At 38.1% G+C, this 13,218-nt stretch carries 12 protein-coding genes; 6 read left to right on the forward strand and 6 right to left on the reverse strand.

What is annotated here, in order from left to right:
• The first annotated feature begins 13 nt into the window (after window positions 1-13).
• On the forward strand, window positions 14-1,528 hold the full coding sequence (locus AC3WV0_RS00825; RefSeq protein ID WP_488843100.1) for an NAD(P)H-hydrate dehydratase: 1,515 nt from the start codon (window positions 14-16) through the stop codon (window positions 1,526-1,528).
• 101 nt (window positions 1,529-1,629) lie between these two features.
• Here the strand turns inward: AC3WV0_RS00825 and lgt are convergent, their stop codons facing one another.
• Complete coding sequence (gene lgt, locus AC3WV0_RS00830; RefSeq protein ID WP_488844686.1) at window positions 1,630-2,496, reverse strand: prolipoprotein diacylglyceryl transferase; 867 nt, start codon at window positions 2,494-2,496, stop codon at window positions 1,630-1,632.
• Between the two features lie 430 nt (window positions 2,497-2,926).
• A complete protein-coding gene (yidD, locus tag AC3WV0_RS00835) occupies window positions 2,927-3,178 on the reverse strand; it encodes a membrane protein insertion efficiency factor YidD (protein WP_488843102.1) in 252 nt (83 codons plus the stop codon).
• Window positions 3,179-3,610: 432 nt separating this feature from the next.
• On the opposite strand from yidD, the gene AC3WV0_RS00840 reads away from it, so the two are divergent.
• Window positions 3,611-4,357 (forward strand): DUF6261 family protein, encoded by a 747-nt coding sequence (locus AC3WV0_RS00840; protein ID WP_488843103.1) that lies wholly within the window; start codon window positions 3,611-3,613, stop codon window positions 4,355-4,357.
• 499 nt (window positions 4,358-4,856) lie between these two features.
• Entirely contained in the window at window positions 4,857-6,134 is a 1,278-nt protein-coding gene (locus AC3WV0_RS00845; RefSeq protein WP_488843105.1) for a replication-associated recombination protein A, read from the forward strand.
• 102 nt (window positions 6,135-6,236) lie between these two features.
• Here AC3WV0_RS00845 and AC3WV0_RS00850 read toward each other — a convergent pair whose 3' ends face one another.
• The 4 genes from AC3WV0_RS00850 to AC3WV0_RS00865 all read right to left on the reverse strand — a co-directional run bounded on the left by AC3WV0_RS00850 (window position 6,237) and on the right by AC3WV0_RS00865 (window position 10,362).
• On the reverse strand, window positions 6,237-6,674 hold the full coding sequence (locus tag AC3WV0_RS00850; protein WP_488843107.1) for a hypothetical protein: 438 nt from the start codon (window positions 6,672-6,674) through the stop codon (window positions 6,237-6,239).
• Window positions 6,675-6,785: 111 nt separating this feature from the next.
• Window positions 6,786-8,990, reverse strand: a complete 2,205-nt coding sequence (locus AC3WV0_RS00855; RefSeq protein ID WP_488843109.1) for a DUF2339 domain-containing protein — start codon at window positions 8,988-8,990, stop codon at window positions 6,786-6,788.
• 89 nt (window positions 8,991-9,079) lie between these two features.
• Window positions 9,080-9,928, reverse strand: a complete 849-nt coding sequence (gene pheA / locus AC3WV0_RS00860) for a prephenate dehydratase (RefSeq protein WP_488843111.1) — start codon at window positions 9,926-9,928, stop codon at window positions 9,080-9,082.
• A gap of 23 nt (window positions 9,929-9,951) precedes the next feature.
• Window positions 9,952-10,362: an acyl-CoA thioesterase gene (locus tag AC3WV0_RS00865; RefSeq protein ID WP_312901755.1), complete on the reverse strand. Its 411-nt coding sequence runs from the start codon at window positions 10,360-10,362 to the stop codon at window positions 9,952-9,954.
• Between the two features lie 138 nt (window positions 10,363-10,500).
• Here AC3WV0_RS00865 and dnaA point away from each other — a divergent pair, with 138 nt between their 5' ends.
• The 3 genes from dnaA (at window position 10,501) to AC3WV0_RS00880 (ending at window position 13,209) form a co-directional block, all read left to right on the forward strand.
• Window positions 10,501-11,955: a chromosomal replication initiator protein DnaA gene (dnaA, locus tag AC3WV0_RS00870; protein WP_089998597.1), complete on the forward strand. Its 1,455-nt coding sequence runs from the start codon at window positions 10,501-10,503 to the stop codon at window positions 11,953-11,955.
• Window positions 11,956-12,049: 94 nt separating this feature from the next.
• The gene (locus tag AC3WV0_RS00875; protein ID WP_488843114.1) at window positions 12,050-12,499 is read left to right on the forward strand and encodes a low molecular weight protein-tyrosine-phosphatase; all 450 of its coding nucleotides are present in this window, start codon (window positions 12,050-12,052) and stop codon (window positions 12,497-12,499) included.
• An 11-nt stretch (window positions 12,500-12,510) separates the two neighbouring features.
• On the forward strand, window positions 12,511-13,209 hold the full coding sequence (locus AC3WV0_RS00880; RefSeq protein WP_488843116.1) for an SAM-dependent methyltransferase: 699 nt from the start codon (window positions 12,511-12,513) through the stop codon (window positions 13,207-13,209).
• Window positions 13,210-13,218: the final 9 nt, after the last annotated feature.

Raw genomic sequence — 13,218 nt, forward strand, 5'->3', positions numbered from 1 at the left:
AAAAAATATTTCAATGAAGATTTTCACAGCAGAGCAGATTCGCAATTGTGATCAATATACCATAAAAAACGAACCGATTTCTTCGATCCAGCTAATGGAAAGGGCGGTAGAAGCCTGCGTAGACTGGATTTTCGAAAACTGTAATCATCACAGAAACTTCGCCATATTCTGCGGAAGCGGAAACAATGGTGGTGATGGCTTTGCAATAGCGAGAATGCTGTATCAGAAGGGTTTTGATATCGATATATTCACCAATTCAAAATCAAAATTCTCTCCGGACGCTCTGGAAAATTTTAAGCATATCCGAGAAATATCAGGGATAACGGTAAGAGAATTCAAAGAAGCAATGAACTACCGGTTTGACAGCAGAACGGTAATTATCGATGCGCTGTTTGGAACCGGGCTTTCCAGAGACTTAGAGAATGAAATGAAGGATCTTGTTGAACTTTTAAACCAAAAAAACAATATAAAAATCTCCATCGACCTTCCTTCCGGTCTCCTGGCAGATGGTATTTCAGATTCTGATGCAGCGGTTTTTATGGCAGATTATACCCTCAGCTTTCAGTTCTGGAAAAAATGTTTTCTTCATACCGAAACCGGAAAGTTTGCCGGAAAAGTTCAGATCTTGGATATCAATTTAAGTCAGGATTATATTGACGAGACAGAAACTCAGGATTTTGTCATCGATGAAGAACTGATCAAAAATATTTTCAGGGTCAGAAACGAATTTTCACATAAAGGGACGTACGGAAAGGTTACTATCGCCGGTGGAAGTTATGGCAAAATGGGGGCTGCGGTACTTTCTGCGAGGTCAGCACTCAGGACTGGTGCAGGTCTTACTTTTGTGCTCGCTCCGAAATGCGGATATGAAATTTTGCAGACCTCTGATCCGGAGGCTATGTTTATGGAAGGTGGAATCGATTATATCGACCGTTTCGAGTTTGATGAAACATCGGTATGCGGAATAGGTCCCGGTTTAGGAACTCACAAAAAGACATCAGACAGCCTTTTAAAATTCCTGAAGAATTACTCAAAGCCTTTAATTCTGGATGCGGATGCATTAAATATAATTGCTGAGAATCCTGATCATCTTCTTTTAATTCCGCAAAAATCAATTATTACGCCTCATCCGAAAGAGTTTGAAAGGCTATTCGGTAAAACTGAGAATTCATTTGAAAGAACTTTGTTGGCCAAAAATAAAGCGCATGAACTTCAGATTTATATTGTGTTAAAAGATCATCATACGCAGGTTATCACACCGGAAGGAAAGGTGTTCTATAATATTACCGGCAATTCCGGACTGGCAAAAGGTGGAAGCGGAGATATTCTGACAGGCATTATCACCTCATTGCTGGCTCAGCAATATTCTGAAGAAGAAGCTGCTCTGCTTGGCGTATGGTTCCACGGAAAGGCTGCCGAGTTCGCTTCCGAAAAGTATTCCAAGGAATCGATGCTGCCTACCGACGTCATTGCTGAATTCGGGAATGTTTTTGCGGAGTTGAATGCGAAGGTTCAGAAGGTTTTGTAAAGAAGGATAGATGGATAGAAGATAAATGTAAGAATAACAAAAAAGCAAGCCTGAATAGACTTGCTTTTTTTAACGGCTTTTCCGTAAAATATATTTTTAAATTATTCAGGTTTTTCGTTTTCGGCCTGCGTAATTTTAAACTTTTTAGAAATAATCATGATGACAACTCCGGCAATCATAAAAGGAATCGATAGCACCTGTCCGGTGTTTAGTCCTCCAAACTGGATGAATTCGTCACCCTGAGGTTCTTTCAGGAATTCTACAAAGAATCTGATGGCCCAAAGGATAATGAAGAAAAGACCAAATAGCCATCCCTGCTGGTACTTCTTATTGGTTTTTCTGTATAAAATCCATAAAATAACAAACAGACATACATATCCGAATGCCTCAAAAAGCTGTGAAGGATAACGGGGAACAGTCACCCCATATTCACTGCTCTGTTGCGGGAAAAGCAAAGCAAAAGGAGAGTTGGGATCTGCCGGTTTTCCGATAATTTCAGAGTTGAAGAAGTTACCCATTCTTACAAAAGCACCACCCAAAGCAACGACGATTCCCAGTCTGTCATATACCCAGAAAGGATTTTTCTTAATGATTTTGAATGAGTAATAAAGAGTGGTAAAGATCAAAGCGATCGTAGCACCATGGCTGGCCAATCCTGAAAAACCTGTAAAGTGAAGACCGTTTTTGGTGCTGATCGGTAAGAATACACTCCAGAAGTCTTCTTTAAACAATTCCGGCTGATAGAAAATAACGTGTCCCAGACGTGCTCCGAGAATTGTTCCCACCAATGTCCATGTAAATAAAGGCTCAAGATATTTTTGGTTTACATTATCAATCTTAAATATTTTTGTCATTAAAACATAACCGAATCCAAATGCGAAAATGAACATTAAGCTGTAAAAGTGCAGGGTAATTGGACCAAGCACAATTCCTTTTGAAGGATCCCAGATTTTAAAAGGGGTCTCCAGGCTTACCTGATCTGCAGAGGTAATCGGTTTGTTGGATTTTACTGCATATTTAAAGGTTCCGATGTTTTCCTTGGTCGCAGGAGACTCTATCAGTCTGAAATTTTTATCCAAAAGCTGGTATTTTGCCTGCTTCAGCTTATCCAGGGTCATAGCACCGAAACTAAAGAATGCGGGCTCGAAATTCGATTCGTTCAGAATAATCAGTACATTCCCGTCTACTTTTCTGTCAGGAAATACATTAAGATCGCCTAATTCTGTCGTGCTGTAGATTTTTACAGGAACGCTGGTGGAGTTGATTTTTAAAGTTCCTTCCGACATTCCGTCCGGATAATTCTGCGCAAATAAACATTGGGTGATCAACGCAAAAATAACGAGATACATTCTGAAAAAAATATTACTCATTTCTATTTTTTTAGTAGTTTGTTTTAATCTAAATTTTACTTTTTTTGGGTGGAACAGGATCATAGCCGCTTCCTCCCCATGGATGACATCTTGAAATTCTTTTTATGCCCAGCCAGAACCCTTTAACAGGTCCGTGCACCTGCAACGCTTTTACCATATAATGCGAGCATGTCGGTTCATACCTGCAGTTTTTAGGGAGCAGTGGTGAAATAAACCATTGGTAAAACCGGATAAGAATTACCAGAGGAAAAGTGATTATTTTATTAGCTGTGACTTTCAAAACATTGCAAAAATAGGCTAAAAAATTGGAAATTGGTTTAAATATATCAGAACTTTCGGCAAGACAGAAGCGTGTTGGTCGGAGATTTTTCAGGGTTGATCGATTTGTGGTTTTAGGGAAGCCATGTCTTTTATTTTTAAACTCTTTGCAGAGAATATGAAATTCTTTGCAAGTGTTATTTGAAATCATATATTTGTAATAGAAATGAATATACCGGAAAATTGATGGTATTCATTTTTCCGGAAAGCTTGCCGCACCCTAGCGTCAGGGTTTTTTGGAAACCGGGAAAGTTCAATGCACCCTTGTAATGACTTTTCCGGTAACCGGGAAAAGTTGTTGCACCCCTGCGACAGACTTTCCCGTAGGCGGGAAACCTTCTTGCACCCTAGCAACAGACTTTCCCGGTAAAAACGCAAACAATGTTAAAAAATTATGAATACAATTGAATTACGATTACTCCGCAATGCAGAATACCTGCAGTACGTAAAAGACTTTTCAGGAATTATCGCCCTGAACAATCCCGAAACCTTACAGATCGATGCCAAGCTTTCGGCTTTTAATGCCAGAATTTCCGAGTTGGAAAATCTGTATAAGAAAGCGTTAGCTAATGAGAAAACGCAGGATCTTCTGTTGTTGGACGAGAGAAGGGATAATGCCATCAACGGAACTTATTATTTTCTTTTAGGGCATTCTTATCATTTCGAAGCAGATAAAAAACAGAAGTCACAATTACTTCTCGAAAATATGGCTTTGTACGGAAGCGGCATTGCCCGTCTCAACTACCAGGCAGAAACCGCCACCCTCAACAACCTGATCCGCGACTGGGAAAATAAGCCGGAACTGATGGATGCCATTGCCTTTTTTGATTTATCAGATTGGGTAAACGAGCTGAAAGATGCCAACGAGCAGTTCAATGCAAAATATCTTTCCCGTACTCAGGAATATGGTGATGCGAATCCGGATACTATTAAATCGAAAAGGGAAGAAGCCAATGCCGCTTATTATGCATTACGCGACCGTATCGATGCGCTTCATCTGCTGACGGAAACACCGCCGTCGCCTTATTCCACAGTGATCAATCAGCTTAATGCACTTACCGATCAGTATAATGTGTTGCTGGTGAACCGAAAGGATAAGGCGATTCCTCAGAGTGATCAGAAGCCTCCTTTACAGCAATAAAACATTAATGACCCGTTGTGCATTGAGTCATTTCGTCACTTCGAGTAGATTTTGAAAAAATCGTATCGAGAAGTTGGTGATTTTTGAGGATAAATTTCATTCTCGATACATTTTTTCTCCACTTTGTTACGAGAAAAAACTCGAATCGACGAATCAGAAAATATATATAGTAAAAAACTTAGTATTGTAACCCGCCCAATCATCGGCGGGTTTCTTTTTAAACAAATAGGACAAGTAAAGTAGCATTAACCTTAGCGAACTCTTAATAAGTGAAACGGCTTTGTGAAACTTAAAAGTCATTAGCATTTTAAAAATCATTGTGTACTTTGTGTTAAATAAAGTATGTTGAATTCGTCCAATGATTATTCTTTTTGAATAATTGAGCATTTAAATTAAACAATCTTCAATTTATAATTTAAAAAAATACTTTCTCTACCTTTGTAAGTAATAAAATGTATTCACATTCAATACATCAACGCAAACCAATAATTAAAATACCTTGAATCAAAATATTCCATTAGCCGAAAAATTAAGGCCGAAGACACTGGATGATGTTCTCGGGCAGGAACATCTGACAGGAGAGAAGGGAACAATACGGAAGATGCTGCAGAATAATTCTCTGAATTCTCTCATCTTTTGGGGACCACCGGGAACGGGGAAAACAACACTGGCTGAAATCATTTCGGAACAGTCAGGAAGAAAGTTTTATAAGCTTTCAGCCGTTTCATCGGGAGTGAAAGACGTAAGGGATGTCATCGAAGATGCCAAGAAGCAGAATCTTTTTTCGGGAAAATCGCCGATCTTATTTATTGATGAGATTCACCGTTTCAACAAATCTCAGCAGGATTCTTTGCTTCATGCCGTAGAGAAAGGCTGGATCGTACTCATTGGTGCCACCACGGAAAACCCAAGCTTTGAGGTGGTTTCCGCACTGCTGTCCCGAAGCCAGGTGTATGTGCTGAAAGCCTTAAGCTATGAAAAGCTTGAAGAACTGATTGATATTGCCCTGGAAAGATTCAACCGGGATGAAGGGACAAATTTTAAAGTCACTGAAAAAGAAGCCATGATTCAATATTCCGGGGGAGATGCCAGGAAACTGATCAATTCCGTAGAGCTGGTGCTGAATCAATATAAAGGTTCTTCAAAATCAGACATTACGAATGATGATGTGCTTGAGGTTTTGCAGGAAACGATGGCCCTGTATGATAAAAATGGGGAACAGCATTACGACATCATTTCAGCCTTCATTAAGTCCATGCGCGGAAGCGATCCCAACGGTGCCGTATACTGGCTGGCAAGGATGCTTGCGGGCGGTGAAGATATTAAATTTATTGCAAGAAGAATGCTTATCCTTGCCTCGGAAGATATCGGACTGGCCAATCCGAATGCTTTGGTGATTGCCAACAACTGTTTTCAGGCCGTGAACGTGATCGGGAATCCGGAAGCAAGAATTATCCTGAGTGAAACGGCGGTTTATCTGGCTGTTTCTCCAAAGAGCAATTCGACCTATATGGCGATTAATGAGGCCATGGCACTGGTAAAGAAAACCGGAAACCTGCCCGTACCGCTGCATCTGAGAAATGCACCTACCAAACTGATGAAAGACCTTGATTATGGAAAGGAGTATAAATATGCCCATTCTTATGAAGGGAATTTTGTAAATCAGGATTTTCTGCCGGAGGAGATCAGGGATGTAAAATTGTATGAACCCGGGAATAATGCCACGGAAAAAAAGATCTACGAAGAACTGAAAAAGAAATGGAACAATAAATATTAATACTATTGATTCGTCAGTTGCGGTTTAGAACTGAAGTAATATTTCACAAATTAAAAAGGATACTCACAGAAGTATCCTTTACATTTAAATATGTTTAAGAAATTATTTTTTAGTACTTACGGATATGGCTTTTAAACCATGGCTGTCATTCACTTCCACTTTACTCAGCATTTCTTCGAAAATTGTGAGATTGGTATTTTTAAATTCATAACCATCGATGAATACCGGAGTTCCATCAGCAAGTCCATGGCGGGTATTAAGATCAGAAAGTGTGGTTTTATCAAGGGCTCCCTGATTCTTTTTAAGCTTGTATTCTACCAAGCCGTTATCTGCGATAAAGCTGAATTTCTTTAAGTTTTGCGGAAGTTCAGCAGCAGATTTATAAGAACGTGTACCTTCGATTGTGTTCTTGTAACTGTTTGTAAAGAGATCTACCGTTCCGACAGTATCACCGGCCACTGCAAATTTTGCGGAAACATTTTTCTGGGCAAATAATGTAGCAGATGACAACAGTAAAAAAGAGTAGAATAATTTTTTCATAATGCTTTACAATAAGTCTTATTAAATACTTGATAAATATAGTTATTTTTTGTAAAGTGCGAATGGATTTTTAAAATAATTTAAAGAATATTTATAAATAAACATTTTTTTTCATAATTCATGGTGGTTGTTTTCAGGCTCATCATCCTTTTTTTCAACAATCGTTTTCAATAGATTCTTCAATCGCTGAAACAGGAATGAACTGAGAAGCAGAATGATCCCGAGGATAATAAAAGCAATAATTCTTGAAACATTATCCATTTTCCAGACATCGTGGAGATATAACTTCAAAATCATTACAACCAGCAGGGCAAATCCTGCCTTCCCATATTCCCGCGCATTGCTTTTTAATCCTGTGTAAATAAAAATGCTTGCCAAAACTGCCCAGATAATCGGAAGATATAGAAGGCTGAAATGAGTCTGCAGTTTCGACACCTGAGCTATGTTTTCAGCAAAAATCAGTATATACAGGTGATAAAATTCCATACTTACGGCAATGACAATAGTTGCAGTAAGGAGCCAATAGGAAAGCCTTATGCAGAAGAACGCGGAATCCCGTAAAATTTTTAATGTTGTATAAAGTAGCGGAAGCAGATACAATCCATATAAAAAGTAATATTGGATGTCCAGCTTTTTCATTACAATATGGCTTATAATACCGGTTCCGGAGATGATGGTATTAAAAATAATCAAAGATAAAAAGATATAGAGCAGAGCGATTTCCAGGATCTGACCGATCTCCAGTTTTTTCCTGAAAAGCAAAATGGTAAGAATATAGCAGATACTGAAAAGCATCGCAGTACTGAAAATAATGATCGGAGGCATTTCCGAAATTTGATATAAAATTTCCAGCAGTAATGCTACATAAACTATGGCGAAGCTCACCGAAGTGAAAAGGTTTTCAAAAAAGCTGTTGTCATGCAGTTTACTTTCGGGGAGTTTTCTTAATAAAATTAAATTGACAAGTGTAGTGAATACCGTTACGGAACTCGTCAGAAATATCGGATTGAAAACAGGGGTAAGATTTTTTGCATCAAGATATTCTGCCCAGGTCATCATCTGAGCAATAATTACAAGAGGGAAGAGGATGTAAAAGAAGATTTTGAAAATCAGGAGATTGTTTTTTTTCCAGATAAACAAAAGAAGCGTGGCTTCAACGGCCCATACACTGGTAATCAAATGTGCCCGGAATTGCAATGCTACCGCTACTGTAATAAGACTCACCACCATTCCTGAAAATACAGAATGGCTGAGGCTTGATTTATTTTCTGTATATTCCCGGTAAAGCAGAATGCAATTAAGCAAACTAAAGCTGACCGGGAATATAATAACAGGATCATACTGTAGTTGCTTAAAAATATACACCGTGCCAATGATGCTGGTAAAATTGATAAGGACAAGCATTAAGATATCCCGGGATGATAATCTGTGTTTCCTGAAATAACTCTGCAATGCAAACACGTAAAAAATAATATAGCTTGCTATATAAAAGTAAATCGTAATGATTTCGGTTTTTTCAAATGTCCAGTAAAAAAGATACAGGTATGTGAAAATAAAGGCGATCCATCCAATGCTTTTCCAATGTCGCAGAAACGCAACTGCCAGCATCCCAATATTGATCACGCTAATGTAAGTGAACAGAAACGGATAATTACTCTCACCCGTACTGATCATCAGCGGCGCCAGGAATCCCCCGAACAAAGAAAAGATGATGAGAATTTCACTTTTATAGTAGTAAGAAAGCAGTATTGAAAGAACAGTGATGATACACGTAACGGAAAATGCTGTGCTTTGTGCAAAAAGATGGTATTCGCGAAATGCAATCGTGGTGGTGAAATATAAAATTGCGATACCGCCGCCTGTAATTATGGAAGCAAATACTGTATAATTTCTACGCAGAAAATGACCCATGGCAATGATTGTTACACCCACGGCAAATCCTATTCCTGCTCTTGATATTTCACCGATCCAGTTTTTGTCAATGGCATACTTTACGAAATATCCGATTCCCAGTACCAGTGTAAAGATGCCGGTAATCGTCAGGGCATTCTGTTGTAAAAATTCAAACACCGGCCTGATCCGGTCTTTCGGTTCCTCTTTAACATCGGAAACTTCAGAAGGAATTTCCGGTGCCATATCTGGTTTTTCTTCAGCAAAAATTACTGTTTCAGCAATGTCTTTTTCTTCTTCCTTTTGTTTTTCGGCTTGTATTTTTCTGATCTCAGAAATTTCGTTTTCCAGATTCCTGATTCTTGTACTAAGCTGGGTAAAAAGAAAAATAAAGATTATAATTAAGATAATGACCAGGATATACATGTTTTCCGGTTTTGATACTCTCAAATATAATCAAATGTTTTTTAAGCAGGTATGATTATTCGACCATACAAATCGCGAACAGAGTAATTTTAACTTTCTAAATTAAATTCTTTATAGTTTCCTAAAAAATAAACTTCTGCATCCAGCGCTTTCAGCTCTTCCAGTGCATTTTGATGTAACGCTGTTTCCCATTTTCCAACCACATTGATAAAAAAGAAATAATTTCCCAATCCTGTTTTTAATGTTCTGGATTCTATTTTGCTGAGGTTCATCTTTCGCCATGCAAAAACAGATAACACCTGATGAAGTCCCCCTGCATGGTCTTCTGGTAACGTAATAAGAAGTCCGGATTTTTCACCCAGAATCTTTAAGTCTTCATTTTCATAACTGCCTGAATCTTTGGAGAGGATGATAAATCGTGTATGGTTCTGCTCAAAATCCTGGATGTTATGGTGAATGATCTTCAGCCCGTAAAGGTTTGCAGCGAACTGATTGGCTACGGCAGCCAGATTTCTTTGAGGATTTTCCACGACATATTTTGCCGCGGCGGCAGTGGAGGAAAAATCCTGTTTCTGAACATCTTTAAAATGTTCGTCCAGAAAATGAAAGCTCTGGGCCAATGCCTGGGGATGCGAATATATTTTTTCAATACGTCCCGGGTCAGAATCAGGATGAATCATCAGGTGATGGGCAATCGGCATGACAGCTTCAGCCTGTATTCTGATGCCAGGCGTTTTGTATAAATAGTCGAGTGTCATGGATACCGTTCCTTCAATAGAATTCTCGAGTGGGACAACTGCTTTTTTTACCTCACCTTTTTCCAAGGCTATAAAGCAGTCTAATATATTGGGCTGGGGCACAAGTTCATGATCTGGAAAAAGCTGAATCGCTGCAAGCTGTGTAAAGCTGGCCTCAGGACCTAAAAATGCAATCTTCATTATTTTTTTATTATGATTGAAATTTATTCATTCCAGTTCTCTTTGATGAGTTTCATAAGATAATCCGGACATTTTACTACTTTATTGGTTGTGGCATCAAGAAAAAACAGGGTAGTGGAAGCTTCGGTGATTTTAATATTCTCTTCATTGAAAATTTCATAATCGAATTCTATTCTTACGCCCGGTATTTTTCTTACATAGGTGTGTATTTCCAGTTTTTCATCATAATAAGCAGGACGCAAATACTTAATTTTATACTCTGAAACAGGCAGCCAAATTCCTTGATTCTCAATCTCATTATACGACATTCCGATGCTTCTGAAAAGTTCTACTCTTCCAATTTCGAGGTACTCTGCGTAGTTGCCGTAATAAACGTATTTCATGGGGTCTGTTTCTCCGTAACGGACTCGTAATGAGTGTTTTGTGTGTATCATTATTATTGCTTAATTATACATACAAATATATTTTTAAATAATCAATAAGCGCAATATTTTTTTTTAAAATAAAAAATTTAGACCTTTGTCTTCCTTCCAAAAAAATAATACTAACAAAGAACAATCGGGGCATAAATTATGGATGAAAATTTAATGTTGACATGGCAGAAGTGCCTTCAGTTCATGCGCGATAATCTAAACGCAGCTGAAGATAATTCTGATCTTAAAAAGCTTGAAAAATCTTTCGATTTGCTATTTGATAAGGTACAGCCAATTTCTTTGGTTGACAATAACCTTACGCTGATGGTCCCGAGTGATTTTTACAAGGAATATATAGAGGATAATTACCTGTCCTTGCTTTCTGCTGCCCTGAAGAAAAATATAGGAAAAGGTGTTAAATTGTGGTATTCTGTAATGGAGAATAAGCCTGCCGGCTTAGAGAAGCCCGTTACCATGAATATGAAAGGAAAGACAGTTCCTACTCCAAAAGTTCAGGAAACGATGCCTCAAGGTTTTTCATCTAACATTGTAAATCCTTTTGTAGTACCGGGAATCAAAAAGGTAAATATTGATTCCAACTTGAAATCTGATTTCTCTTTTGATAATTATGTAGAAGGGGAAAGTAATAAATTTGCGGCTACTGTTGCAAGATCTATTGCCAAAAGACCGGGTGCAACGGCTTTTAACCCATTGTTCTTATACGGTGGATACGGAGTCGGAAAAACCCACCTTGGCCAGGCTGTTGGATTGGAAGTAAAGAGCCAGTTTCCTGATAAAGTGGTTCTGTATCTTTCTTCTGAGAAATTTATCCAGCAGTTTATTTCTGCGGCAAAAGCACATAAACAGACAGAATTTGCCAATTTTTACCAGATGGTGGATGTTCTGATCATTGATGATATCCAGTTCCTTTCCGGGAAGTCTGCCACTCAGGACAGCTTCTTCCATATTTTCGATTATCTGCATCAGAACGGAAAACAGATTATCCTTACTTCTGATAAGGCTCCGGCTGATATTATGGATATTCAGGACAGAATTGTTTCCCGTTTCAAATGGGGACTTTCTGCAGAGATCAAATCTCCGGATTACAGCACCCGTAAACAGATTATCGTCGATAAATTAAGCAGAGATGGTATCGTATTGACTGATGATATGCTTGATTTTCTTGCTTCTGAAGCCAAGACAAATGTGAGGGAGCTTATCGGGGTGATCAATTCCGTGATTGCTTATTCTACTATTTATAAATCAGACTTAAGTCTTGAATTATTAAAGGATACGATCAATAAGATTGCGGCCAATCAGAAAAAAATCATCAATATTCCTTACATTCAGGAAGTGGTTTGTGATTATTTCGGAATTAAAAGAGAGCAGCTTTTATCAAAAACAAGAAAAAGAGAAATTGCTCTTCCGAGACAGCTGGCCATGTATTTTGCTAAAGAATTAACGAATGCCACTTTCACAAAGATCGGCGAAGAAATGGGGGGAAAAGACCATTCTACGGTAATGTATGCCTGCGAAACTATTAAAGATGTTTCTAAAATCGACAAGGAGGTTAAAAAATACGTTAAGGAATTATCTGAAAGAATTAAACAATAAGAAATAATTTAATAATAATGAAAATGGAGAATAATTTTATTCTTCATTTTTTATTTAGCTTTGTCTGAAATTAAATTTTAACCGATATATTGCCATGAAAATACTGATGGTCTGCCTGGGAAATATCTGCAGAAGCCCTCTTGCCGAAGGAATAATGAAAGCTAAAGCACCTAAAGATTTTTTAATAGATTCTGCGGGAACGATTTCACTTCATGAGGGTGAGCATCCTGATAAAAGAGCTATAAAAACTGCAGCTCATCACGGAATCGATATTTCAAAGCAGAGATCAAGGCCCATCACAACAAAAGATTTTGAGATATTTGATAAAATCTACTGTATGGATGTAGATGTGTTGGCAGATGTCGTTTCAAAAGCGCAAAATGAAAATCAGAGACAGAAAGTTTCTTTATTTCTGGAAGCTTTGGGCGATCATCAGAATGCTGAAGTCCCGGATCCGTATTGGGGTGATATGACGGATTTTGAGGATGTTTTCCAGCTTTTGGACCGTGGATGCGAATCAATTTTAAAAGAAATTTTACATTAAAAATAAAGAGAATGCTTTTTTTACTTCCAGCTTACCTTTCCGAAAATACTTCTATCACGCACTTTTCACCTGTGATAAAAGATTACATCATGCAAACCGACTGTTTTTTTGTGGAAAATGAAAAAACCGCAAGGAAGGTTGTTAAATTTTTTGCCCCAGAAAAAAGACAATCGGATCTGAAACTTTTTCTTTTAGATAAATACACGGAAAATGCTGATATCAAAGAAGCTCAGGAGCTGATGTTGAAAGGTCAGGATTTTGGATTGCTTTCCGAGGCCGGGCTTCCATGTATTGCTGATCCGGGTAATTTAATTGTTAAATGGTGCCACGAAAAGAATATTCGGGTGATTCCTATTTCCGGACCTTCTTCGATTATTCTAGCGTTGATTTCAAGTGGTTTCAACGGTCAGGAATTTACATTCAACGGATATTTGCCGATTGATAAAGGAGAAAAGAAAAAACAGATTCTTCAGCTTGAAAGTCTGGTTCAAAAGACAGGATATTCACAGATTTTTATGGAAACACCTTACAGGAACAACCAGCTTTTTGAAGATCTCTGCAAGTTTTTATCACCGAATGCAAAGCTTTGTATCGCTGCCAATATCAACGATCCGGAGCACGAGTTTATCAAAACCAAAACGATAAAAGAATGGCAGAAACAAAAACCGGAACTCCATAAAATTCCGGCTGTATTTGTGTTAGGAAAATAAAATCAGTTA

Source organism: Chryseobacterium sp. 27AL (assembly GCF_057815395.1).